At 64.9% G+C, this 25,226-nt stretch carries 21 protein-coding genes; 6 read left to right on the plus strand and 15 right to left on the minus strand.

Annotated elements, in window-relative coordinates; translation table 11 throughout:
- Window positions 1-58 precede the first annotated feature (58 nt).
- A complete protein-coding gene (locus tag KW845_RS28825; RefSeq protein ID WP_218372854.1) occupies window positions 59-2,050 on the minus strand; it encodes a ribonucleoside triphosphate reductase in 1,992 nt (663 codons plus the stop codon).
- 175 nt (window positions 2,051-2,225) lie between these two features.
- On the opposite strand from KW845_RS28825, the gene hemN reads away from it, so the two are divergent.
- Window positions 2,226-3,620, plus strand: a complete 1,395-nt coding sequence (hemN, locus tag KW845_RS28830; RefSeq protein ID WP_255593031.1) for an oxygen-independent coproporphyrinogen III oxidase — start codon at window positions 2,226-2,228, stop codon at window positions 3,618-3,620.
- Here hemN and KW845_RS28835 read toward each other — a convergent pair.
- The 8 genes from KW845_RS28835 to KW845_RS28870 all read right to left on the minus strand — a co-directional run bounded on the left by KW845_RS28835 (window position 3,617) and on the right by KW845_RS28870 (window position 12,377).
- Complete coding sequence (locus KW845_RS28835; protein WP_218372856.1) at window positions 3,617-4,534, minus strand: DMT family transporter; 918 nt, start codon at window positions 4,532-4,534, stop codon at window positions 3,617-3,619. The two genes, hemN and KW845_RS28835, sit on opposite strands and share 4 nt — an antisense overlap.
- A 2-nt stretch (window positions 4,535-4,536) precedes the next feature.
- Window positions 4,537-5,604, minus strand: a complete 1,068-nt coding sequence (locus KW845_RS28840) for a histone deacetylase family protein (protein WP_218372857.1) — start codon at window positions 5,602-5,604, stop codon at window positions 4,537-4,539.
- A 17-nt stretch (window positions 5,605-5,621) separates the two neighbouring features.
- Window positions 5,622-5,912, minus strand: coding sequence for a cupin domain-containing protein (locus KW845_RS28845; protein ID WP_218372858.1), 291 nt, complete (start codon window positions 5,910-5,912; stop codon window positions 5,622-5,624).
- Window positions 5,913-5,941: 29 nt separating this feature from the next.
- Window positions 5,942-7,207, minus strand: a complete 1,266-nt coding sequence (gene gabT / locus KW845_RS28850) for a 4-aminobutyrate--2-oxoglutarate transaminase (protein WP_218372859.1) — start codon at window positions 7,205-7,207, stop codon at window positions 5,942-5,944.
- Entirely contained in the window at window positions 7,204-8,847 is a 1,644-nt protein-coding gene (locus KW845_RS28855; protein WP_218372860.1) for an ABC transporter ATP-binding protein, read from the minus strand. Before KW845_RS28855 ends, gabT begins: the two co-directional genes overlap by 4 nt.
- A 9-nt stretch (window positions 8,848-8,856) precedes the next feature.
- Complete coding sequence (locus KW845_RS28860; RefSeq protein WP_218372861.1) at window positions 8,857-9,696, minus strand: ABC transporter permease; 840 nt, start codon at window positions 9,694-9,696, stop codon at window positions 8,857-8,859.
- Window positions 9,693-10,706: an ABC transporter permease gene (locus tag KW845_RS28865; RefSeq protein ID WP_218372862.1), complete on the minus strand. Its 1,014-nt coding sequence runs from the start codon at window positions 10,704-10,706 to the stop codon at window positions 9,693-9,695. Before KW845_RS28865 ends, KW845_RS28860 begins: the two co-directional genes overlap by 4 nt.
- 96 nt (window positions 10,707-10,802) lie before the next feature.
- A complete protein-coding gene (locus tag KW845_RS28870; RefSeq protein WP_218372863.1) occupies window positions 10,803-12,377 on the minus strand; it encodes an ABC transporter substrate-binding protein in 1,575 nt (524 codons plus the stop codon).
- Between the two features lie 288 nt (window positions 12,378-12,665).
- Between KW845_RS28870 and KW845_RS28875 the strand changes: the two genes are divergently transcribed.
- On the plus strand, window positions 12,666-14,216 hold the full coding sequence (locus KW845_RS28875) for a PLP-dependent aminotransferase family protein (RefSeq protein WP_218372864.1): 1,551 nt from the start codon (window positions 12,666-12,668) through the stop codon (window positions 14,214-14,216).
- 61 nt (window positions 14,217-14,277) lie between these two features.
- A complete protein-coding gene (locus tag KW845_RS28880; RefSeq protein ID WP_218372865.1) occupies window positions 14,278-15,348 on the plus strand; it encodes a tartrate dehydrogenase in 1,071 nt (356 codons plus the stop codon).
- An 81-nt stretch (window positions 15,349-15,429) separates the two neighbouring features.
- On the opposite strand, the gene KW845_RS28885 is transcribed toward KW845_RS28880, so the two are convergent.
- The 5 genes from KW845_RS28885 to KW845_RS28905 form a co-directional block, all read right to left on the minus strand.
- Window positions 15,430-17,019, minus strand: a complete 1,590-nt coding sequence (locus tag KW845_RS28885; protein WP_218372866.1) for a DHA2 family efflux MFS transporter permease subunit — start codon at window positions 17,017-17,019, stop codon at window positions 15,430-15,432.
- Complete coding sequence (locus KW845_RS28890; RefSeq protein WP_218372867.1) at window positions 17,016-18,206, minus strand: HlyD family efflux transporter periplasmic adaptor subunit; 1,191 nt, start codon at window positions 18,204-18,206, stop codon at window positions 17,016-17,018. Before KW845_RS28890 ends, KW845_RS28885 begins: the two co-directional genes overlap by 4 nt.
- A gap of 20 nt (window positions 18,207-18,226) precedes the next feature.
- Window positions 18,227-19,645, minus strand: a complete 1,419-nt coding sequence (locus KW845_RS28895; RefSeq protein ID WP_218372868.1) for an efflux transporter outer membrane subunit — start codon at window positions 19,643-19,645, stop codon at window positions 18,227-18,229.
- 124 nt (window positions 19,646-19,769) lie between these two features.
- The gene (locus KW845_RS28900) at window positions 19,770-20,273 is read right to left on the minus strand and encodes a MarR family winged helix-turn-helix transcriptional regulator (protein WP_218372869.1); all 504 of its coding nucleotides are present in this window, start codon (window positions 20,271-20,273) and stop codon (window positions 19,770-19,772) included.
- A gap of 76 nt (window positions 20,274-20,349) precedes the next feature.
- Complete coding sequence (locus KW845_RS28905) at window positions 20,350-21,207, minus strand: DMT family transporter (protein WP_218372870.1); 858 nt, start codon at window positions 21,205-21,207, stop codon at window positions 20,350-20,352.
- Between the two features lie 87 nt (window positions 21,208-21,294).
- Here KW845_RS28905 and KW845_RS28910 point away from each other — a divergent pair, with 87 nt between their 5' ends.
- Together KW845_RS28910 and KW845_RS28915 are read left to right on the plus strand one after the other, a co-directional pair.
- Complete coding sequence (locus KW845_RS28910) at window positions 21,295-22,221, plus strand: DMT family transporter (protein WP_218372871.1); 927 nt, start codon at window positions 21,295-21,297, stop codon at window positions 22,219-22,221.
- Between the two features lie 73 nt (window positions 22,222-22,294).
- Complete coding sequence (locus KW845_RS28915; protein ID WP_218372872.1) at window positions 22,295-23,284, plus strand: quinone oxidoreductase; 990 nt, start codon at window positions 22,295-22,297, stop codon at window positions 23,282-23,284.
- Window positions 23,285-23,333: 49 nt separating this feature from the next.
- Here the strand turns inward: KW845_RS28915 and htpX are convergent, their stop codons facing one another.
- Window positions 23,334-24,215, minus strand: a complete 882-nt coding sequence (gene htpX, locus KW845_RS28920; protein WP_218372873.1) for a protease HtpX — start codon at window positions 24,213-24,215, stop codon at window positions 23,334-23,336.
- Window positions 24,216-24,364: 149 nt separating this feature from the next.
- On the opposite strand from htpX, the gene KW845_RS28925 reads away from it, so the two are divergent.
- Window positions 24,365-25,219: a DMT family transporter gene (locus KW845_RS28925; protein WP_218372874.1), complete on the plus strand. Its 855-nt coding sequence runs from the start codon at window positions 24,365-24,367 to the stop codon at window positions 25,217-25,219.
- Window positions 25,220-25,226 lie beyond the last annotated feature (7 nt).

Raw genomic sequence — 25,226 nt, forward strand, 5'->3', positions numbered from 1 at the left:
GGTTGAGGGAATGGCCCGGCCCGACGATGCCAGGCCGGCTGTGCCGGGCGCGGGGCGCCTAGCTGTTGCTGCATGCCTGTTGCCGGGATAGCAATTCGGCATCGCATCTGGGGCAGAACTCGTGCCGGCCTGACAAATAGCCATGGGTGGGGCAGATCGAGAACGTGGGCGTGATCGTGATGTAGGGCAGCCGGAAATTCTCGAGCGCCCGGCGTACCAGTTGGCGGCAGGTGGCGGCGGAAGAGACGGCCTCGTTCATGTACAGGTGCAGGACGGTGCCGCCGGTGTACTTGCTTTGCAGGGTTTCCTGCATGGCCAGCGCCTCGAAGGGGTCGTCGGTGTGGCCCACGGGCAACTGGCTGGAATTGGTGTAGTAGGGCTGGGCGTCGGTTCCAGCTTGCAGGATATCGGGCCAGCGCTTGCGGTCTTCGCGGGCAAAGCGGTACGTGGTGCCTTCAGCCGGCGTGGCCTCCAGGTTATACAGGTGGCCGGTGGATTCCTGGAATTCGGTCATGCGGGCCCGCACGTGATCAAGCAGCCGCACGGCCAGCGCGTGGCCCTGCGGCGCGGTGATGTCGTAGGCATCGCCGCTGAAGTTGCGTACCATTTCGTTGATGCCGTTCACGCCCAGTGTGCTGAAATGGTTGCGCAACGTACCCAGGTAACGCCGGGTATATGGGTACAGGCCCTGGTCGATATAGCGCTGCACCACCTTGCGCTTGACTTCGAGAACGTCGCGACCCAGTTCCAGCAGCGCATTCAGTTGCTGCAGAAGCGCGGTTTCGTCGCCGGCGTGGCGGTAGCCAAGGCGGGCGCAGTTGATCGTGACCACGCCCACCGAGCCGGTTTGCTCGGCGGAACCGAACAGACCGTTGCCGCGCTTGAGGAGTTCGCGCAGATCAAGCTGCAGCCGGCAGCACATCGATCGAACCATGTGCGGCTCGAGGTCGGAATTGAGGAAATTCTGGAAGTACGGCAGCCCGTACTTGGCGGTCATGTCGAACAGCAGTTCGGTATTGGGGTGGTTCCAGTCGAAATCGGCGGTGATGTTGTAGGTGGGAATGGGGAACGTGAATACCCGGCCCTTGGCGTCGCCGGCCATCATGACTTCGATGTAGGCGCGGTTGATCATGTCCATTTCGACCTGCAGGTCACCGTAGCTGAACGGCATTTCCTGGCCGCCGATATACGGGATCTGCTCGCGCAGGTCGGCCGGGCAGGTAAGGTCGAAGGTCAGGTTGGTAAAAGGCGTCTGGGTACCCCAGCGGCTGGGCACGTTGAGGTTGTAGATGAGCTCTTGCATTGCCTGCTTGACCTCGGCATAGCTCATGCTGTCGCAGCGCACGAAGGGCGCCATGTAGGTGTCGAACGAACTGAATGCCTGGGCGCCGGCCCATTCGTTTTGCAGGGTACCCAGGAAGTTGACGATTTGCCCGATGGCGGCCGACATATGGCGTGGCGGGGTGGCCTCGACCTTGCCGGGGATGCCATTGAAGCCTTCGGTGAGCAGTTGCCGCAACGACCAGCCGGCGCAGTACCCGCTGAGCATGTCCAGATCGTGGATATGGATGTCGCCGTCGCGGTGGGCCTGGCCGGCCGCGGGGGCGTAGACGTGGGACAGCCAGTAGTTGGCGGTGACCTTGCCGGCCACGTTCAGGATCAGGCCGCCCAGGCTGTACCCCTGGTTGGCGTTGGCGTTGACGCGCCAGTCGCGCTGGTCCAGGTATTCTTCCATGGAGCTTTCGACGTCGACCAGCGTGTGCTGCAGGGAGCGCAGGCGGGCGTGGCGTTCGCGGTACACGATGTAGGCGCGCGCCGTCTGCCAGCAGCCGGCTTCGACCAGTGCGTCTTCGACCTGGTTCTGGATGGCCTCGATGCCAGGGCAGGGATAACCGGCAAGGCGCGCGGCCACCCGCGCGCCCAGTATCTCGGCGGCGGCGGGATCGACTTCGCCGGTGGCTTGGCCGGCCGCGGCGATGGCGTGGACGACCTTGGCGCCGTCGAAATCGACGATGCGGCCGTCGCGCTTGAGGATTTGCTGGGGCATCATGGCGGGATACTTCATGTAGTGTTGGTCTGGGTAGACTACTACTACATCATGTGGTCTGAAAGGCGTGGCGGTGAGTAATGCCTGGCTGATTGATGCAACGCAACTGCGGCATTCATCTGCATTAATTTTGCGTTTGATCAAGATGCCGGGCCGTCGAGCTTTGCATAATCACTTCATGCAATCCCCCCCTTCGTTCTCGCGCGAGATCCTGGCCCGGCTCGACAAAAACGGCCCGCGCTATACCTCTTACCCCACCGCCGATCGCTACGACACCGGCTTCGGGCCAGCGCAATACCGCGAGGCGCTGATCCGTCGCGCGCAAGGTTCTGCCCAGGACGGCCCCCGGCCGTTGTCGCTGTACGTGCATATCCCTTTTTGCGAGTCGCTGTGCTACTACTGCGCCTGCAACAAGGTCATCACGCGTCACCACGAGCGCGCCGTACGCTACCTGGACGCCCTGCAGCGTGAAATGGCCCTGCACGCGGGCCTGATCGGCAATGACGAACCCGTGTCGCAACTGCACTTTGGCGGGGGAACGCCCACTTTCTTGTCTGACGAAGAGCTCGGGGGCCTGATGGCGGCATTGCGCAGCCATTTCCGCTTGTTGCCCGATGCCGAGGTCTCGATCGAGGTCGACCCGCGTACCGTGTCGGCCGAACGCCTGGCGCAGCTGGCCCGGCTGGGCTTCAACCGCCTGAGCCTGGGCGTCCAGGACTTCGATCCGGCGGTGCAGCGCGCCGTGCATCGCATCCAGTCGTACGAAAGCGTGCGCGACCTGATGCACAGCGCCCGGGCGCTGGGGTTCGCCTCGGTCAACATGGACCTGATCTACGGCCTGCCTTTGCAGACGCCGGAGTCATTCGCCCGCATGCTGGACCAGGTCTGTGGCCTGCGACCCGATCGCATCGCCCTGTATGGCTACGCCCACTTGCCGGAACGCTTCAAGCCGCAGCGCCGCATCGTGTCGGCCGAACTGCCCGACGGCGAGACGCGCGTCGCATTGCTGGGCACGGCCATCGCGCGCTTCCTGGATGCCGGCTACGACTATATCGGCATGGACCATTTTGCATTGCACGACGATGCCTTGGCCCGCGCCAAGCGCGAGGGGTGCCTGCATCGCAATTTCCAGGGCTACAGCACCCAGCCCGACTGCGACCTGATCGCCCTGGGAGTATCGGCCATCGGGCGGGTGGGTGCTGCCTACGGCCAGAACGCCAAGACACTGGACGACTACTACGCGCGCATCGAGCAAGACGAGTTCGCGGTCGAGCGCGGCCTGGCCATGAGCGCCGACGACCAACTGCGCCGCGACGTCATCATGGCCATCATGTGCCAGGGTGGCCTGGAATTCGATTCCATCGAGCAGGCGCACGGCATCGCGTTCGACGCTTATTTTTCTGCCGAACTCGAAGCGCTGCAGGACCTGGCCGGCATGGGACTGGTGCAGCGCGAACCGGGCGCATTGCACGTTACCGGACTGGGTTGGTATTTCGTGCGTGCGGTAGCCATGATATTTGACCGCCATCTGCGTGAGCGCCGTACCCAGGCGCAGTATTCGCGCATCGTCTAGATTGCCGCCTTCGCGCGGCTGCCGGGGTGGCGGGCACGCGACACAAGGAACAAGCCGGCTGTCACGATCAGCGCCATGCCGGCGATGGCCAGCAGGTCTGGCGGACGGCCGAACACAAAGGTACTGAAGGCCACGGCCATCAGCAGGTGGCAATAATTGAATGGCGCCAGGGTCGAGGCGGGCACGCGCCGGAATGCGGCGATCAGCAATACCTGGCCCAACCCATTCGTGATGCCCAGCAGCACGATCACCACGCTGTCACGCAGGTCGGGCCAGGGGGCGGGCAGGAAGAACGGCGCCGGCACCGCCGTGATGACGAGGCACACGAAGGCGGTATACGCGTATTGCACATGGCTGGGCACGCGCCCCGACAGCTTGCGGGTCAGCACCTGGAAAAGCGCATAGCTGACCGCCGATACCGCCATCAAGACCGTGCCCAGCCATGGCAGGCTGTTGCCCGGCCGAACGATCAGCAGCATGCCGGCACAACCCAGCGCCACGGCGGCCCATTGCGTGGCGCCGACGCGCTCGCGCAGCAGCCAGGGCGACAGGGCCACCACGATAAGGGGCGACGTGAAATAGATGGCGGTGGCTTCTGACAGGGGCATCCAGATCAGGGCCGTCATGAAGCACGTGCCCACGGTGCCCAGCATCAGTCCGCGCAACAGCAGCAGCCCCTTGTCGGGCGTGGCCGGCAGGCGGGGCAATCCGTGGCGCAGCACCAGGCATATGGCGATGGTGGCAACTGCCAGGTAGCGCATGACATTCAGGAAGGGCGCGGGATACAGCGTCAATAGGTGCTTGACCGCGGCATCGAAGCTGGCGAACAGCACCAGCGCCGCCAGGTACAAGGCGATGCCGGACCGGGGCGAGGATGGCGGGCCGGGCAGGTCGGCGGCAAGGTGGGGAGGCATGGCTAGTGCGACACAGCCTGGGCCATGCCCTGCAGGAACGCATCCAGGGCGGGGCCGATCGCTTCGATCAGATAGCCGCCTTCTTGCACGACCACCGTGGGCAAGCCCAGCCCGTTGACCCGCTCGCCAATGTGCCGGTAGGCGTCGAGGTCCAGTGCGAGCACGCTGATAGGGTCGTCTTTGTGGGTATCGAATCCCAAGGGTAGCACCAGCGCGCGCGGCCGGTAGTCGCGCAGCGCCACCAAAGCGCTGTCCAGGGCTTCCAGGAAGGTTTCGCCGGGACAACCGTGAGCCAGCGGGAAATTCAGGTTGTAGCCATGGCCGCTACCGTAGCCGCGCTCATGGGCATGGCCGGTATAGAAGGGGTAGTACCCGGTAGGATCGGCGTGCAGCGACAAGGTCATGACATCGGGGCGCTGATAAAAGATCTGTTGCGTGCCATCGCCATGATGGGCATCGACGTCCAGGATGGCGATCTTGCCGTATGTCTGCAGCAGGCGCTGGGCTGCGGCAGCGCTGCTGTTCAGGTAGCAGAAACCACTGGCGCGGTCACGGTGGGCGTGGTGGCCCGAGGGTCGGCACAGGGCATAGGCCATGCCCTGGTTCTGCGCGACCCAGTCGGCCGCGGCGACGGCGCTATGGGTCGAGCGCAGGGCCGAGCGCCAGGTGTGCGGGCCGATGGGGCAAGATAGATCGCCAAGATAATAGCCAGCCTGCGCCACGATACAACCCGACGGGCAGGGGCCGCGTTCGGCCTGCTCGGGGCGGCCACTGTAGTAGGGAGCCAGGTTGGGTAGTACCTCGTCGCCCGGGTCCATGCCCTGGGCGCGCAGGGCCAGCCAGCGCGTATAGGCATGCTCCAGGAAGTCCAGGTAGTCGGGGCTGTGCACGCCGTGCAGCGGGCCGCGCCCATAGTCGGGCGGCGCCTGCACCTGCACGCCGCGGGCAGCCAGCGTCGCGCGCAGCGTCTGGGCGCGGGCCGGCGTGTCCGTGGGTGCGCACAGGCGGCCCAGCCGCATGAACTGCTGCGGCGCATGCAGCATCTGTTCTTCGCAAAAAAACGCCTTCATGAGGATCCTCGCTGTGGCTAGGCTTGCTTGAGCTCGATTTCCACGAAGACGAATTCCGTGCTGTTCGGGTTGATGACGTTGTGTTCGACGCCCATGGGGCGGTAGTAAGAGATGCCTGTGCGCAGCGCGCTGGAGACCTGTCCTTCGGCTGTCTCGAGCAGCAGTGGCCCGGTGGTCTGGGGCACCACGACGTAGGGCATGCCGTGGCGGTGCCAGCCGGTTTCGCCGCCGGGCGGGAATCGCCATTCGGTCACCCTGACATGTTCATTGTCGATCTGTACCGTGGGCACTGCGCCGGGGCGGTTCATGAGGCTGTCTCCTTGTGATGGGGCGAGGGTCATGCGGGCAGGACCTGGGCCAGGATGTCCATGGCTTCGCTCATGGTGTCCTCGGCAATAGTCAGCGGGAACAGGAAGCGGATAACATTGCCGTCCACCCCGCAGCTCAGCAGCAGCAGGTTCTTTTCGAGCGCGCGCGCCTGGATCCTACTCGTATAGTCGGGATGCGGGCCGCCATCGGCGGGATGACGGAATTCGGCTGCCACCATGGCTCCCAGCCCACGTACATCGGCCAGTTCGGGCACGCGCGGGCGCAGCGCTTCAAGATGGCGGCGCAGTCGTTCGCCCTGGACTGCGCCACGCGCCGGAAGCCCGCCGGCCTGCATCAGCCGCACGACTTCCAGGGCTGCCGCCACGGCCAGCGGATTGCCGGCGTAGGTACCACCCAGTCCGCCCGGAGCAGGCGCGTCCATGACTTCGGCGCGTCCGCACACGGCTGACAGCGGCATGCCGCCCGCCAGGCCCTTGGCCATTGCGGTAAGGTCTGCTGCGACGCCGTAGTGTTCCATCGCGAACATCTTGCCGGTGCGGCCAAAGCCGGTCTGGACTTCGTCGGCGATCAGCAGGATGCCGTGCTCGCTGCACAGCGCGCGCAGCGCCTGCATGAAGTCGGGCGGGCAGATATTGAAGCCGCCTTCGCCTTGTACGGGCTCGATGACGATGGCGGCCACGCGGCGCGGGTCGACATTGGTCTTGAACAGCTTTTGCAGGCCGGCCAGCGCGTTGGCTACTGAAACGCCATGCGCTGGATCGGGGTAGGGCGCGTGGTAGATATCGGCGGGAAACGGGCCGAAGCCCACCTTGTAGGGCACTACCTTGCCGGTCAGCGCCATGCCCAGCAACGTGCGGCCATGAAACGCGGCGCTGAAGGCGATCAGCGCCGAGCGTCCGGTGGCGCTGCGGGCAATCTTGACGGCATTCTCGACTGCCTCGGCGCCCGTGGTGAAGAGCGCGGTCTTCTTGGGAAAATCGCCTGGCACCAATTGGTTGATCTGCTCGGCCAGCTCGATATAGCTGGCATAGGGCACGATCTGGTAGGCAGTATGGGTGAAGCGCTTGAGCTGCGCTTCGATGGCCTGGACCAGGCGGGGGTGGCGATGGCCCGTATTCAGCACGGCGATGCCACTGGCGAAATCAATATAGCGGCGGCCCTCGATATCCCACAATTCGGCGTTGTCGGCGTGGTCGGCGTAAAAATTGCACATGACTCCCACGCCGCGCGGCGTGGCGGCGTCCTTGCGGCGCGTCAGGTCGGCGTTGCTCATGGGGCAGGCTCCGGTTGCAGCGCGGCCGGCGGATTCCAGTGCTGGCCGGGGACGGCCGCGATCAATTTCTGCGTGTAGGCGTGCTGGGGCTGGTCGAAGATCTGGCCAGGGCTGCCGTATTCCACGACTTTGCCCTGGTGCATGACCAGTACCGCGTTGCAGATCTGCGCGGCCACCCGCAAATCATGGGTGATGAAAATCAGCGCGATCTGCAACCGCTGCTGAAGCTGGTGCAGCAGTTGCAACACCTGGGCCTGCACCGATACGTCCAGGGCCGACACCGATTCGTCAGCCACCAGTATCCTGGGCTCGAGCGCCAGCGCGCGGGCGATGCCGATACGCTGGCGCTGGCCGCCCGAGAACTGGTTGGGATAGCGGTCGAATGTCGAGGCGTCCAGGCCGACCAGGCTTAGCAGTTCGCGGGCGCGGGCTTCGGCCCGGGCGCGTGGCTGGCCGCTGGCGACGGGGCCGTCGCTGATGATGCGGCCCACGGTATGGCGCGGGTTGAGCGAGGCGAACGGATCCTGGAAGATCATCTGGATGTCTTTTCGCATCGGCCGGAACTGGCTTTCGCTCAGGCCGGCGATGTCGCGGCCGTCGAAGATCAGTTCGCCGCCATTGACTCCGATGAGCTTGAGCAGGCATTTGCCGATCGTGGATTTGCCCGAACCCGATTCGCCGACGATGCCCAGTGTCTGGCCGCGCCTGACGGTGAAGCTGACGCCGTCGACCGCCCGCACCACCCGCTTGTGGCCAAACCAGCCGCGGCCCGTGACGTATGTCTTGCTGAGGTTGCGCACTTCCAGCACGGGCGGGCCGTCGCCGGCCGTGTCGCCGGCATCGGCCCGACGCCGCGGCACCGCCCCGATCAGGCGCTGGGTATAGGGATGCCGGGGAGCATTCAAGATCTGTTCGGCCGGACCTTGCTCGACCAGTTCGCCATGTTCCATCACCGCTACGCGATGCGCGATTTCGGCCACCACGCCGAAGTCGTGCGTCACGAACATGACGCCCATGCCTTTCTCTTTCTGGATGCGGGCGATCAGCGCCAGTATCTGCGCCTGGGTGGTCACATCCAGGGCAGTGGTCGGCTCGTCGGCGATCAGCAGCGACGGCTCCAGGGCCAGGGCCATGGCAATCATGACGCGCTGGCGCTGGCCGCCGGACAGACGGAAAGGATAGACGTGATACAGCGTGGCCGGGTCGGGCAGGCCGACGAACTCCAGCAGTTCGTGCACACGCCGCATGCGTGCCTGTCCGGGGTAGGCATTGTGCACGCGCATGACTTCGGCAATCTGCTCACCCACGGTCATCAGCGGATTGAGCGCCGAGAGGGGTTCCTGGAAGATCATGGCCATGTCCTTGCCGCGCATGGCTTGCAGGCGTGCTTCGTCCTGCTTGAGCAAGTCGGTACCGCGCAACAGGATCTGGCCGCCCTGCGGCGTCAGGTAATCGGGCAACAAGCCCATGATGGCGTTGGCGCTCATGGATTTTCCCGAACCGGATTCGCCCACGATGCACAGGATCTCGCCCGCGCGCACGTCGTACGAGATATCGCGCACCGCATAGGGGCGGTCGCCGCCCGCAGGCAAGGCGATGGTCAGGTTGCGCACCGACAGCAAAGGGGTGTTGTCGTTCATGGTGGCCTCTTATTCGCCGCGCTTGCGCAGTTGGGGGTTGAGGGCGTCGTTCAGGCCTTCGCCGATCAGGTTGATGGCCAGCACAGTCAGCAGGATGGCGACGCCGGGCCAGACACTCATCCACCAGGCTTCGCGGATCATGGTGCGGGCCGCGCCTATCATGAAACCCCAGCTCATCAGATTGCGATCGCCCAGCCCCAGGAAAGACAGCGCGGATTCCGTAAGAATGGCCGTGGCCACCATGAACGAGGCCGACACGATGATGGGCGACATGGCATTGGGCAGGATCTGCGTGCAGATGATGCGCGAGGGCGTCTGGCCGATGACGATGGCGGCCTGCACGAACTCGCGCTGCTTGAGCGTCATGAACTCGGAGCGCACCAACCGCGCTGCCGGCGGCCATGACACCAGGGCGATGGCGCCCATGATCGAATACACCGTGGGGTTCAGGATCGCGACCAGCACGACTGCCATGGCCAGTTGCGGGATGGTCTGGAAGAACTCGGTGAACCGCATCAGCGCATCGTCGATGCGGCCGCCGCAGTAGCCTGCAATGGCGCCCACCAGGATGCCGAACGCCAGGGCCACGCCGGTGGACAGCAGGCCCACCAGCAACGATACGCGCGCGCCCCATACCAGCCCGGCAGTAATGTCGCGGCCCAGCATGTCGGTGCCAAACGGATAGGCCGGATCCGCGAATGGCTTGATCAGCGGTTCGGCCACCATCATCCAGGGCGATTCGGGGTAGAGCAGCGGCGCTGCAAGGGCGGCGGCCACGACCACCAGCATCACGGCCAGGCCGGCCACCGCGCCGTAGTTGCGCATGTAGCGTTTCAGGAATGGCTTCATGCTGCGGCCTCCGGCGAACCCGCCGAAATGCGGGGGTCGATGTACCGGTACAGCAGGTCAGTCAGCAGGTTGAACACCACCACCATGATCGAGGTGACCAGGAAGATGCCCAGCAATAACTGGTAGTCGCGTTGCAGCAGGGCGTCGAACATCAGCCGGCCGATGCCGGGCCAGGCGAATACGGTCTCGGTCAGTATGGCGCCGCCGGCCATCTGACCGAGCTGGATGCCGGCGAACGTGACCACCGGCAGCAAGGCATTGCGCAGCACGTGCGTGCGGATCACGCGGTTGGGGCTGACGCCTTTGGCGCGGGCGGTCTTGACGAAATCCATGCCGATCACTTCCAGCATCGAGGCGCGCGTCAGGCGCACGTAGACCGCCATGAAGAAGCAGCCCAGGGTCACGGTGGGCAGGACCAGGTGCATGGCAACATCGCGCACGCGCGCCCAGCCGGTCAGGCTGGCGCCCACGGATTCCATGCCGAAGGCCGGCAGCCAGCCCAGCAGTACCGAGAACAGCAGGATGCCCATCAGCGACAGCCAGAACAGCGGCGTGGCGTACAGCAGCAGCGCGCCGGTCATGACACTGCTGTCGATCCAGCGGCGCTTGTTGCTGTAGCGCGCCTTGGCGGCAATCACGCCAAGCAGCACGCCGAACACGATCGAGAACAGGAACGCGCAGGACATCAGCAGGAAGGTTGCCGGCAGGCGCTCGAGTATCAGGTCCAGTACCGGTACATGATTGCGGTACGAGAACCCCAGGTCGAGCTGGAAAACGCCCTTCAGATACAGCCAGAGCTGGGTCAGCAGCGGCTGGTCCAGGCCGAACTCGGCGCGCAGGTTTTCCACGTAGGTAGCGTCGCCCGCGCCTGCCTGGCCTGCCAGCACGGCGGCCGGATCGCCAGGCGCGAGGCGGATCATGAAGAAGTTGATGATGACCACGCCCAGCACCACCACCAGGGCCTTGCTCAAGCGCGAGATGAAAAAGGACAGGAATTTCATGCGATGCATCTCCGTCGGAACACCGCGGCCCGGCGGGCCGCGGGTTGCGGCGGTCTGCCGCAGGACAGCCCCGCGGCAGACCGGGCGCGCGAGGCGCGCCCGCCCTTATTTCTGGATATAGACGTCGCCGAACGTCTCGTTCATGCCGATGGCTGTCTGCACCAGGTTCTTGACGTTGCTGCGATACAGCGTCGGGAACTCCATGTCGACCAGGAAGCCGTTGGCCACGTCGTTGACCAGTATGGTCTGGATCTTGCTGTAGAGCTCTTGCCGCTTGGCGGGATCGACTTCCGAGGCTGCCGCGGTCCAGAGCTTGTCGGCTTCCGGATTGTCGTAGCCCTGCACATTGGCGAAGGGTGAACCCTTGACCATGTTGGCGGCGGCATACAGGCGCTGCACGCCCAGCGCCGGGTCACCGTACTGGTAGGTGTAGTTGAGCGTCAGGTCGAAATCCCAGTTGCCGGTGCGGCTGGCCCAGCCGCCCGCGTCGGTGGATTCCATATTGATGTTGAAGCCCAGCTGTTCCATCGACTGCTTGATGTACTCGCCCAGCCGGTCCCAGGTGGGACCATACGGAAAGCCCAGGAATCGCACGGTGTAAGCGCCCGGGTCGATACCCGATTCCTTGATCAGTGCGCGCGCCTTCTTCATGTCGAAATCGATCGGCGGCATGTTCTTGTCATAGAACATCTCGGTGGTCACAAACGGGCTGGTGGCCACCTGGCCCAGGCCGAAGAAGATGTTGTTGACGATGAGCTTGCGGTTCAGCGCCGCCATGACGGCCTGGCGCACTTTGACGTTGTCGAAGGGCGGCGTGCGCATGTTGAACATCAAGTAGGCCTGGGGCGAGAACATTTCCCAGCCCTTGGTGGTGTACTCGACATTGGGCAGCGCGCGCAGGCGCTTGACGTCGACATTGTCGATATCGCCGCCGCGCAGTACGTCCACGCTGCCGCGCTCGAAGGCCACCGCGCGCGAGGCCGAATCGGGAATCACGTTGAACACCAGCTCGTCCAGGTAGGGCTGGCCTTCTTTCCAGTAGTTCGGATTGCGCTCGAGCTTGATGTATTCGCCGCGCTTCCATTCCTTGAACATGAACGGGCCCGTGCCCACCGGCTTCTGGTTGGCCGGATTCTTCATGTAGTCGGTGCCAGCGTAGATATGCTTGGGCATCATCGGGGCAAAGCCCGGTTCGAACATCAGCATGAAGGCGGGAAAGGGAGTTTTCAGCCGGATAGTGACTGTGTGGTCGTCGACTTTCTCGACCTTGTCGAGGTAACGGCCCAGGATCACGCGGGCGCGGGCATGCGTCTTGGGCAGCAGTTCGCTGAGCGAGAACACCACGTCGTCGGCAGTGAAGGGCTTGCCGTCATGCCACTTGACGCCTTCTTGCAGGTGGAAGGTGTAGGCCATGCCGTCGGGCGTGACTTCCCACGATTTGGCCAGGCCGGGCTGCGGCTTGAGGTCGAAGGAGTATGTCAGCAGGCTTTCGTAGATCTTGCCCGCCACGAACTGTGTGGGCGCCTGTTGGTTGAGCGCGGGGATCAGGATGGGCGGCTCGGGCTGGACGATCATCCTGAGCGTGCCGCCGCGCGTCTGAGCCTGCACTGCGGCCATGGGTACGGCGGCTATCAGGGCGAGCGCGCCTAGGGACAGTTTGAGGCGTGTTGTTAGTTTCACTGTGAACCTCCGGGCATTGAATGGAAGGCGAGTGGACGGCGCCAGGCTCCTGTGCGCGGGCAACCGTGCCACGCCGCCACGCGGGTGCTACGGGTGGAACAGGTAAAGCGTGATGTGTTGCGCGGGCCTCAAGCGGGCCAGGGCACGACGGCGGCAAGTTGCGGCAAGTCCGGTTGCATGGTTTTCCCCTTGGCGTTTATGTGGACGTTTTCTGCTTGCGCTGAGGCAGCGTATCGGATATTTGGTACTCTCAATAGGTCCAAATCGTTTTTTGTTTCTGGTGCCACTTTGAAAGAACTGATTCTGTCCGAGTGCCTGTTGCAGCGATTGGAACGCGGTACAGCCATTCCACTGTCGAGGCAGATCTACGACATTCTGCGGCGGCTGATCCTGGACGGCGACGTGCCCGCCGGAACCAAGCTACCCGCCACCCGCGCATTGGCCACGGATACAGGGTTATCCCGTAATACCGTCCTGCACGCTTACGATCAGTTGCTGGCCGAGGGGTACCTGGTTTCGGCATTCGGAAGTGGTACCTTTGTTTCCGATACCGTGCCGGCCGCACAGCAACCCCCCGCTGCCGATTGCCAGCCCGGGGCAGTATTGCCGCCGCAGTTCGCCTTGTCGCGGCGCGGGTCGCGGCTGGTACATGAGGCATCGGCCTCGGACGGCCAATGGGGCGCCTTTGTGCCGGGCGTACCCGATGTCTCGCTGTTTCCGCGTGCCGTGTGGGCCCGCCTGCAGGGGCGCCGGTGGCGGCAACCCCAGCCCGAACTGTTGACCTATGCGCACGGCGCCGGGTATATGCCGTTGCGCCGTGCGCTGGCCGAGCACCTGAGGTTGTCGCGTTCGGTGAAATGCGAGGCCGACCAGATCGTGCTGACCAGCGGCATCCACCAGTCATTGAGCCTGCTGGCGCGGCTGCTGGGCGACCACGGCAATACGGCCTGGATGGAGAACCCTGGTTATTGGGGCGCGCGCTCGACCCTGGAAGCCTGTGGCATTACGCCTGTACCGGTGGCGGTCGACGGCGAGGGCATGGCCCCCAGTACTTTGCAACTGCGCGAGCCGCCACGCTTCATTTTCGTTACCCCGTCGCATCAATATCCACTGGGCATGGTAATGAGCCTGGCGCGGCGCCGCATGTTGCTCGAATACGCCCATACGCGTGGCGCGTGGATTGTCGAAGATGACTACGACAGCGAGTTCCGCTTCGACGGCCGGCCTATTGCATCGCTGCAAGGCCTGGACGAGCATGACCGGGTGCTGTACTTGGGCACGTTTTCCAAGACCCTGTTCCCCGGCTTCCGGTTGGGCTATATGGTCTTGCCCAAGCCGCTGGCCAGCCACATGGCGACGGGGTTGTCCGAGCTATACCGGGAAGGGCGCCTGATGGATCAGGCGGTGCTGGCGGATTTCATCGAGGGCGGGCACTACGCCAACCATATCCGGCGCATGCGGCAACGCTACTCGGCCCGCCAGGCGCTGTTGCGCGACGCCATCACGGCACGCTTCGGCACCGACTGGCCGATCTCCACCCATGAGGCGGGCCTGCACCTGGTCATGCACCTGCCCGACGGCACCGATGACCTGGGTATTTCCATCGCGGCACGCACGCTGGACCTGCACGCACGGCCCCTGTCCCGCTACTATGCCAGTGAGCGCGATGCCCGGCCCGGGTTGCTGCTGGGGTACGCTTGTGTGCCCGAGGCGGAGATCCGTCCGGCCTTCGACCGGCTGGTGCAGGTGATTACGCCCGCGCTGGAGCATATGCAACGGTCGCAGCGCCAGGCCGTATACAGCGATAAACTGAACGCCGAGGCGTGGAGCGGAGCCTAGCAGCACCCTGTTGTGCCGCCAGCCGCGCCGGACCAAGGCAGACATCAACTGGAGAACATCGGTGGCAGGAAATAAACACAAGATCGCGGTCATCCCTGGCGATGGCATTGGCAAAGAGGTGGTGCCCGAGGGGTTGCGCGTACTGGATGCCGTGGCCACGCGCTTCGGCATCGACTTCCAGTGGGACCATTTCGACTGGAGCTGCGATTACTACGCCAAGCACGGCAAGATGATGCCCGATGACTGGGCTACCCAGATCGGCGGCCACGAAGCGATATTCTTCGGCGCCATCGGCTGGCCCGCCACCGTGCCCGACCACGAGGCGCTGTGGGGATCGCTGTTTCGCTTTCGCCGCGACTTCGACCAGTACATCAACTTGCGCCCCGTGCGGCTGATGCCGGGCGTGCCGTCGCCGCTGGCCGATCGCAAACCGGGCGATATCGATTTCTTCATCGTCCGCGAGAACACCGAAGGCGAGTATTCCAACAGCGGCGGCCGGCTGTTCGCGGGCACCGAGCGCGAAGTGGTGATTCAGGAAAGCGTGTTCACCCGCGTGGGTGCCGATCGGGTGCTGAAGTTTGCCTTCGAACTGGCGCAAAAGCGCGGCAAGCACCTGACCGCTGCCACCAAGTCCAACGGCATTTCCATTTCCATGCCCTGGTGGGACGAGCGCGTGGCCGACATTGCCGGCCAGTATCCGGACGTGCGCTGGGACAAGTACCACATCGACATCCTGTGCGCGCACTTTGTGCAGCACCCCGATTGGTTCGACGTGGTGGTGGCCTCGAACCTGTTCGGCGACATCCTGTCGGATCTGGGGCCGGCGTGCACCGGCACCATCGGCATCGCGCCGTCGGCCAACCTGAATCCCGAGCGCAAGTTCCCGTCGCTGTTCGAGCCGGTGCATGGTTCGGCGCCTGACATCTATGGCAAGAGCATTGCCAACCCCATCGGCCAGATCTGGAGCGGTGCGCTGATGCTGGATTTCCTGGGCTATCCGCAGGCTTCGCAGGCCGTCGTCAGCGCGATTGAAACCGTGCTGGCCAACGGGCCACGTACCCGCGACATGAAAGGCACGGCCTCCACGCAAGATGTGGGCAAGGCCATTGCCGAACTGGTGGCGGCAGGCTGATCGCCTGAACCGCAAGTGTCGGATACCCGGCAGGCTACGCTGCCCCGGTATCAGACCCTGGCCGTGCCGTCGTAGGCCTGCTCAGTGCGCTCCGGCGGCAGCCTCGGCCGCGCCACCGCCGCCGGCCGCGGTTTTTTCCCGCCCGTGGGCAAACCACACCAGGCCGGTCAACAGGATGAAGATCACCCCTGACGCATAGAACACGTCCAGCGCGGACATGGTGAATGCTTGCGTGTTGATCATGCCGTCCAGGCGCGTGATGGCTTCCTGGTGCGACAGCCCCAGGCTGTTCTGCAACGTGGCAACGGCCTGGTCGAACGGCTGGTGGCCGGGGGAGGCGATTTCGGTCAGGCGGGCGTGGTGCTGCGAGGCCCGGTTTTCCCAAAGCGTGGTGGCGATCGAGGTGCCGAACGCGCCGGCGGTCAGCCGGGCGAAGTTCGACAGGCCCGACGCCGCCGGGATGCGCCAGGGCTCCAGCCCCGACAAGGTGATCGACGTCAGCGGCACGAAGAACGCCGCCATGGCGGCGCCCTGGATGATGGTGGGGATCATCAGCGTGCGTATGTCGACTTGCGGGGTGAAGTTGGCGCGCATGAAGCACACCAGCGCGAAGATCAGGAAGGCCCCCGTCACCAGCACTCGCGCGTCGCGCGTGGCCAGCGCCTTGCCTATGAAGGGCGTGAGCAGGATGGCCAGCAGTCCGACCGGCGCGGTTACCAGGCCGGCATAGGTGGCGGTGTAGCCCATGTTGCTTTGCAGCCAGAGCGGCAGCAGCACCACGTTGCCGAAGAAGACGCCATAGGCCACGGCCAGCGTCAGCGCGCCTACCGTGAAATTGCGCTCTTTGAACAGGCGCAGGTCGACTACCGGGTGCGCGTCGGTCAGTTCCCAGATCAGGAAGAACACGAAGGCGACAACCGCCACCAGGGCCAGGCCCAGGATCACCGGGCTGGCGAACCAGTCCAGTTCCTTGCCTTTATCCAGCATGATCTGCAGCGAGCCCACCCACACGACCAGCAGCACCAGCCCGACTTTGTCGATCGGCAGCTTGCGGGTGGCCGATTCACGGTCGCGATAGATGCGCCAACTGATCCATGCCGCCAGCAAGCCTACGGGTACGTTGATGTAGAAGATCCATGGCCAGGTGTAGTTGTCGGATATCCATCCCCCCAGCAATGGCCCGGCCACGGGCGCCACCAGTGTGGTCATGGACCACACGGCCAGCGCCATGCCCGCCTTCGACTTGGGAAAGCTCGACAGCATCAGTGCCTGCGACAGCGGGATCATGGGGCCGGCCACGGCGCCCTGCAGTACGCGGAAGGCGATCAGGGCCTCGAGCGATGGAGAGAACCCGCACAGCCACGAGGCAATCACGAACAGCAGGGTCGACGTCAGGAACAGGCGCACCTGGCCGAAACGCTGGGTCAGCCAGCCGGTCAGCGGCACCGTGATCGCGTTGGCCACTGCGAACGATGTGATGACCCATGTGCCTTGGCTGGTGCTTACGCCCAGGTCGCCCGAAATCGTGGGGATCGAGACGTTGGCGATCGAGGTGTCCAGCACATTCATGAACACCGCGGTCGACAGCGCGATCGAGCCGATGATGCGGGTTGCCCCCTCGAGGGGGGGCGGTGCGCCGCCTGCCGAAGAAGGACGGGACGTGATGCTCATGATGCCAGGTTGGCCTTGATGATCTTGGCGATCAGGGCGTCGGTCTCGGCTTGTGTATCGGCAAAGGCCTGGGTGGACCATGCCGGCTCATGGCGCTGCGGCAGTGGGGCGAGCTGGTCGCCGCCCTTGCTGACATCGACCTCGACGTCCATGGACAAGCCGACGCGCAGCGGGTGCGTCTTGAGTTCTTCAGGGTCGAGCTCGATGCGCACGGGCACGCGCTGCACCACCTTGATCCAGTTGCCGGTGGCGTTCTGCGCCGGCAGCAGCGCAAAGGCACTGCCGGTGCCCGCGTCCAGGCCCGCCACGGTACCTTGGTAGGTGACCGAGTTGCCGTACATGTCGGCCGTCAGGGTGACCGATTGGCCGGGATGCATGCGACGTAGCTGACCTTCCTTGAAATTGGCCTCGACCCAGACCTGGTCCAGCGGCACCACGTTCATCAGCGTGGATCCCGGGGCGACGCGCTGGCCCACCTGCACGCTGCGGCGTGCAATCAAGCCGTCCACCGGCGCCGGCAGCACCGTGCGCGAGCGGGCCAGCCACGCGTCGCGCAGCCTGGCGGCGGCCTGGCGCACGTCGGGATGGTCGGCGATGGTGGTGTTGTCGGTCAGGGCCTGGTTGGTGGCCAGCCTGGCCTGGGCGGCGGCCAGGGCCGCCTTGGCCTGGGCCAGGCCAGACTGCGCCGATTTCAGCGCGGTCTGGGCGTGCAGCAATTCTTCGCCGCTGACGCCGCCGGATTTGGCCAGTGTCTGGCGGCGCTGCAGATCGGCCTGGGCGCGGTTCAGGTCGGCCTGGGCGCGCGCGATATCGGCCTGGCGGACGTCGACGTCGGCGGCCAGGGAGTCGTTCTGTGCATACAGTGTGCGTACCTGGCGCACGGTTTGGGCCAGTTGGGCTTCGGCCTGCTGCAGCGCCACTTCGGTGTCGGCCGGATCCAGCCGCACCAGCGGCTGGCCGGCGCGCACGAGTTCGGTGTCGCCGGCCTCGATGGCAATGACGGTGCCGGGTACTTGCGGCGTGATCTGCACCAGGTTGCCGTGTACGTAGGCGTCGTCCGTGCTTTCCACGCGGGAACCGAACAGTGCCCACCAGATGGCATACAGGACAGCCAGCACGATGAAGGCGCCAGCGGCGATCAGCAGCAGGCGTTTGCGGGCGGGATTGGCTACGGGAGTTGCGGTCATGACTTCGGGATCCGGGTCGGTCAATGAGAAGAGGGCTGGGCCTGGTCGGCGGCCGGCGGCGTGTAGCCACCGCCTAGCGCATAGGCGAGGTCGGCGTCGAGCTGGTAGGCGCGAAAGCGCAGGTCGGTATCGAGGCGGGCCTGGGTCAATACGCCGGTCTGGGCCACCAGAACGGTCAGGTAATTGCCCATGCCGGCGCGATAACGCTGTACGGCCAGGCCGTAGGCGGCGTCGATGGCCTCGCGGGCTTGCCGTTGCTGGGCGGTCTCGCGGCCGAGCAACCCCAGCGCGTCCAGCGCGTCGGCCACCTGGCGTACCGCGTCGAGCACGCTCTGGTTGTAATCCGACACCGCCAGGTCGGCATCGGCACGCCGGCCGGCCAGGTTGGCATTGAGGGCGCCGCCGTGGAAGATCGGCAGCGTGATGGCCGGGCCGATGCCCAGGCTGCGGCTGCCGGCATCGAGCAGGTTGCCGGTGCCTATCGCCTGGAAACCGGCGAAGGCAACCAGGTTGACGTTAGGGTAGAACTCGGCGCGCGCGGCATCGATATGGCGGCGGGCGGCCTCGGCACGCCACCGTGCCGCCGTGATATCGGCACGGTGTCCCAGCAGGTCCAGCGGCACGCTGGCGGGCACCACGCCGGCCGGCGCGGCCAGCGCCACCGGCTGCAACTGCTGGCCACGTGCCGGGCCGGCACCGGCCAGCGCCGCGGCCTGGTTGCGCAATTGCGCGATGGTGGTCTCGGTCTGGGTCAGTTCGACCTTGGCGGCTGCCAGCGACGATTCAGCCTGCTTGACCTCGACCTGCGTGTCCAGCCCGGCATTCTGGCGGCCCTGGGTCAGCTTGAGCACGTCTTCGCGCTGGGCCACGATGCGCTGCAGTACCTGGTGCTGGGCGAACGCATTCTGCAGGTTCAGGTAGCTGCGCGCCACGGCGCGTGCCAGCAGGTTGCGCGCCGCCTGCGCGTCGGCCTGGGCGGCCGCCTGCTGCGAGACGGCAGCGCTGAGCCGTGCGCGGTTCTTGCCCCAGAAGTCCAGCTCATAGCTGAAGTCCAGCGCGAGGCGGTTGTCGGAACTGACGCTGCCGGCCAGCGGCGGCTGGTAGATGTAGTTCTCGGGCAGGTGCTGGCGGGTGAGATCGTAATTGGCGTCCACCTGCGGGAACAGCGGCGCGCGTGCACCGCGCACGGCGGCATTGGCCTGGGCCAGCCTTGCCTGCGCCGCGGTCATCGACGGGTTGCTGGCCAGGGCTTCGGCCATCAGCGTATCGAGCTGGCTGTCGCCGTAGCGCCGCCACCATTGCGTGTCAGGCCAAGTGACAGACTTGCCCTGCAGGCCGAGCCGCGCGGCGTCGAGCTGTGCCACGGGTTCGGTGGCGGGGTCCATTGAGGCGCAACCGCCCAAGGCCAGTAACAGAACCATGGGAATTAGGGATTTCATCCTGACGTTTTGCTGAAAGTTGTTGATTGAACTGTATTTGACTAGGCAGGTAGTGTGGCGCAATTTGGGAAATGGGGTGCGAATCTCCCCGATCCGGTCCCGGGTTTACCCGAGGGCCGCGCCGTCAGGACTCGGGTGAACCCGAGGCCGAGCCGTTGGCCAGCATGCGCCCCAGCAAATGCTGGAGCTGGGCCAGTTCGTCGGTGGAGAACCCGCGCAAATGATGATTGAGCACGCGGGCGATGTTGGCCGGAATGGCCTTGGCCTTTTCCTGCCCCAATTCCGTGAGCTCGATCTTTACCACCCGGCGGTCTTCCTGGCTGCGCGTGCGGCGCAACAGGCCCTTGGCTTCAAGGCGATCGAGTGTGCGGGTCATGGCGCCGGTATCCACGCCGTGCAGGCGCGCCAGTTCGGCCGGGGTGTCGGCGCTGCCGCGCGCCACCATGGCGATGGGCCGCCATTGCATGGCAGTGAGGTCCAGCGGGGCCATTTCCAGGTCGAGCATGCGGTTGAGCGAGTTGTACACCAGCTTGATCATGAAGCCGACGTTGTCGTCAGTGGTGCAGCGCGCCGTGCCGCGGTAATGTACCGGCGTGTCGGACCCGGAAGGAGAGCGGGGAGGGTTCATGCGGCGTATTTTATTGCCTAGGCAAATATTGTCAAGGTGTTGTTGCAATGCAATAAAACTGGCCGGAAGGCCCGGCCTAGCGCTGGGCCTTGCGCAACCCGGACCACACGATGGCGGCCACGATGAGGGCGGCGCCTGCGATCATGCGCAAGGTCGGCTGCTGGGCGAATAGCAGCCAGGCGAACCCGATGGCATAGACAGGTTCCAGCGCAATGACCAGCCCGGCGCTGCGTGCGTTGAGCCGCGTCAGGCTGGACACGAACAGATAGTGAGACAAGCCGGTGCAAAAGATGCCCAGCAAGGCCAGCCACAACCAGTCGAGCGCGGGCAACAGCGGCAGTTGGCTAGTGGCGAAGGGCAGCATGGCCAGCACCACGACGATGTTCTGCCAGCAGGCTACCTGCATGGGATCCAGCCCCGCTGCCGAGCGCCGGTTGGTCAGGGCCAGCAGCGCGAAGGACAGACCCGACAGGATGCCCCAGGCCAGGCCGATGGTGCCTTGGTCGGCAATATCGAACGATGGGGTCACCAGCACCAGGCCGGCCGTGACCAGCCCCAGCAGCAGCCATTCGGCCTGGCGCACGCGTTCGCGAAACAGCAGGCCCTCGAGCAGGGTGATGAAGGCAGGAAAACTGGCGAACCCCAGCGTGGCGATGGCGATGCCGCCGGTCTTGACCGAGATGAAGAATGTGACCCAGTGCGCGGCCAGCAGGCCGCCCGCCACGATCAGCACGAACAATTGCGCCGGCGACAGGGCCTTGAACAACGGCCGGCGCTGGATGCGCGCGAATCCCGCCAGCGCCAGCACGGCGAACACCGCCCGCCCCAACGTGATCACTGCCGCGCTAGCCTGGATCAGTTCGCCAAAGACGCCGGTCAGGCCGAACAGCACGGCGGCAAAGTGAATGTAGACGAGAGCGCGTTGGCGAGTCATGCGAGGCAAGGTGGGCGAAGGCCGGCGCGCTGGCACGCGCCGAAAAATATAAAATCATCGCATGAATCGCCCAGCCTGGTCTTTGTCATGACCCTCGTTTCGTCCCGTTCACTGGGCTTTTTTCTTGCGACGCTGGGTGCCGTGCTGTTCGCGGCCAAAGCAATTGTCGTGAAGATCACCTACCGGTATGGCATCGACGCCGTCACGCTGATCGCGTTTCGGATGATGTTTGCCATGCCGTTCTTTGCCATCGTGGCCTGGCGTGAATCGCGCCGCGCCGCGCGCGGCGAAATACCCACGCTGACCCGGCGCGAGCGGATGCAGGTATGCCTGCTGGGCCTGCTGGGGTACTACTTTTCCAGTTTTCTCGATTTCCTTGGCCTGCGCTACGTCTCGGCCAGCCTCGAGCGGTTGATATTGTTCCTGTCGCCCACGCTGGTGGTACTGTTGTCCGCCTGGTGGCTCAAGCGCCCGGTGTCGCCGCGCCAGTGGGTGGCCATGGTGGCGTCGTACCTGGGAGTGGTCCTGGTTTTCGCGCGAGACCTGGCGCTTGGCGCCGGTTCCCACGTAGCGCTCGGGGCTTTATTCATTTTCGGGTCGGCGCTCAGCTATGCTGTGTACCTGATCTGTTCGGGCGAACTGGTCAAGCGGGTGGGGGCGACGCGCCTGGTGGCCTACGCCATGCTGGTGTCCTGCCTGGCCTGCGTCGTCCAGTTTTTCCTGATTCATCCGCCATCGATGCTGGTGCAGCCGGCTGGCGTCTATGGTTATTCGTTCGTACACGCCACCCTCAATACTGTTGTACCTGTGTTCATGCTGATGTGGGCCGTGGCCCTGGTGGGGGCGCCCATGGCGTCGTTGCTGGGCATGGTCGGGCCGGTGTCGGTATTGTTCCTGGCGGCGTGGCTGCTCGACGAGCCCATTACGGGCTGGCAACTGGCAGGCACGGCGCTGGTGCTGGCAGGCATATTCGTGCTGATGGGTGGCCGCCGCCGGGTGGGCGCGGGTGGATGAAACCGGTATTGAGCTCTATCGCGGCGTGGCGCCGTATCGCAGTCTGAGAATTCAACACGCAAAGGAGGCCGGCATGGCCAGCAATCTCGTCAAGGCAGTGCGCATCGAGCAACATGGTGGACCCGAGGTCCTGAAAGTCGTCGAGGTCGAAGTTCCGCCGCCGGCTGCCAACGAAGTCACCATCCGCCAGCATGTGGCGGGCCTGAATTTCATCGATATCTACTACCGCACGGGCCTGTATCCGCACCCGCTGCCGCACGGCCTGGGTTTCGAGGCCGCTGGCGTGATCGAGGCGGTGGGAAGCGATGTGGCGCACTTGAAGAAGGGCGACCGCGTGGCCTACGGGCAAAGCCCCATCGGCGCCTACGCCCAGGCCCGCAACGTGCCGGCCGCGCAGGTCGTCAAGCTGCCCAAGGGCGTGGCTTTCGACGAAGCCGCCGCGTTGATGCTCAAGGGCCTGACCGTGCAATACCTGTTTCGCCAAACCTATCGCCTGCAAGGAAACGAGACCATTCTGTTCCATGCGGCCGCGGGCGGCGTCGGCCTGATCGCGTGCCAATGGGCCAAGGCGCTGGGCGTGAAGCTGATCGGTACGGTGTCCAGCCCTGAAAAAGCCGAACTGGCGCGCGCCAATGGCGCCTGGCAAATCATCGATTACTCGCGTGAAAACGTGGTCGAGCGGGTGCTGGAGCTGACCGGCGGCAAGAAGGTGCCGGTCGTGTACGACGGCGTGGGTAAAGATACCTGGGAAACTTCGCTCGATTGCATCCAGCCGCGCGGGTTGATGGTCAGCTTCGGCAATGCGTCGGGGCCGGTCTCGGGCGTGAACCTGGCCACGCTGAACCAGAAGGGTTGCCTGTATGTGACGCGCCCGTCGCTGGGCTTGCACGTCAATACCCAGGACAAGCTGAATGCCGCCGCCGGCGAAATGTTCGACCTGGTCTTGAAGAAGAAGATCAAGGTGCGTATCGACCAGCGCTACAGCCTGGCCGAGGCCGGCCAGGCGCAGACCGCGCTGGCTGCCCGCAAGACCACGGGCGCGACCGTGCTGACCCTGGATTGACCGGGGCGGCAAGGGGCGGCCCGCCGGGTCGCCCCTTGCAAAGTGGCGCTCAGGCCACGCGCATCTGCTGCAGGGCGGCGATGCGGTTCTGGATGGGCGGGTGCGAGGCAAAAATGGCTGCCAGCGCACCCTTGCCGGTAATGCCCGAGGCTTCGAACGACTTGGGCAGCTCGCCCGGTTCGAGGCCGCCCAGGCGCGCCAGGGCGCGCATCATGGGCTCGCGCGAGCCCATCAACTGGGCAGAACCGGCATCGGCGCGGTATTCGCGCTGGCGCGAGAACCAGGCCACGATGATAGAAGCCAGGATGCCAAAAATGATTTCACAGACCAGCACGGTGACGAAGTAGCCGATGCCCACGCCGCGTTCGTTGCGAAAGACGGTTCGGTCGATGAAATAACCCACCACGCGGGCCAGGAACACGACGAACGTGTTGACCACGCCCTGGATCAGGGTAAGCGTGATCATGTCGCCGTTGGCGATGTGCGCGACTTCATGGCCCAGCACGGCCGCGACTTCTTCTTCGGTCATGCTGTCGAGCAGCCCGGTGGATACGGCCACCAGCGAGTCGTTCTTGAAGGCGCCCGTGGCGAAGGCATTGGGCGGGCCTTCGTAGATGGCCACTTCGGGATGGCCGATGCCGGCGCGGTCGGCCAGTTGGTGCACGGTCTCGAGCAGCCACGCCGCGCGCGCGTCACCAGGGGCGGCGGGGTCGATGACTTGCGCGCCGGTGCTCCATTTGGCCATGGGCTTGCTGATCAACAGCGAGATGATGGAACCGCCGAAGCCGATGACCACCGACAGAATCAGCAGCGCTTGGAAATTGATGCCTTGCGCCGTGATGATGCGATCTACGCCCAGGATGCGCAGCGTAGCCGACAGCACGACCATGACGGCCAGGTTGGTAACGACGAACAGGAAAATGCGTTTCATGCTTTTTTGGTCCTCTGCGAGCGATGAGCGCCTGTTTTGACCGGACCGGGAAGGGGCAGTTCCCCCCGCGGCGGCGGTAGGCTTTCCGGACCCGGAGTATAGTATCGCTTTCCCTTATTTCCCTCTTTTTTTTCGTCATTTAGACCCCCATGCAGGCTCTTTGGATGTTGGTGGCGTCCGCCATGTTCGCCATGATGGGGTCATTCGTGAAGCTGGCAACCGAACACGGCGCTTCACTGCCCCAGATCGTTCTCTTTCGCGGGTTTCCGTCGGTCATCCTGCTCCTGCTGTGGGCGCGCGCCGCCCGGCAGTCGATCATTCCCACCAGTTGGCGGCTGCACTTGTGGCGCAATGTGGCCGGCGTCACGTCCATGTGGCTGGGCTTTTTCTGCATTTCGCACCTGCCCCTGGCCACTGCCACCAGCCTGAACTACACGGCGCCGCTGTTCATCGCCTGCTGGATGCTGGGTTGGGGCGGGGCGCAGCGCGACCCGGTGCGCATCGCCGCCGTGGCCCTGGGGTTTGGCGGGGTGATCGCGGTGCTGCGTCCAAGCATCAACGACGATCAATGGCTGGCTGCCTTGTTCGGCCTGGGCGCCGGCGCAATGTCCGCGGTGGCCATGCTGCAGATCCGCCAGCTTGGCCGCATTGGCGAGCCCGAATGGCGCACCGTGCTGTTCTTCTCGCTGGCGGTATGCCTGAGCAGCACGGCAGGGCTGGGCATCGAGGGCTGGGGCCATGCCGACCCGGCAGGCTATGCCGCGCTGGTGGGCGTGGGGCTGGCCGGCCTGTTCGGACAATTGACCATGACGCGGGCATTTGGCGTCGGGTCGGCCCTGTTGACGGCCGCGCTGCAATATTCCACGATCATATTCGCCGCATTGCTGGGCATGGGCCTGTGGGGCGACCGGCCCGATAATCTGGCCTGGGCAGGCATGAGCCTGATCATCGCGGCGGGCCTGCTGTCGGTCTGGCGCACCATGCGGATGCCGCCCGAGGCCTGAGCCAAAC

Source organism: Bordetella sp. BOR01, assembly GCF_019218885.1.
Lineage (GTDB): Bacteria > Pseudomonadota > Gammaproteobacteria > Burkholderiales > Burkholderiaceae_B > Bordetella_A.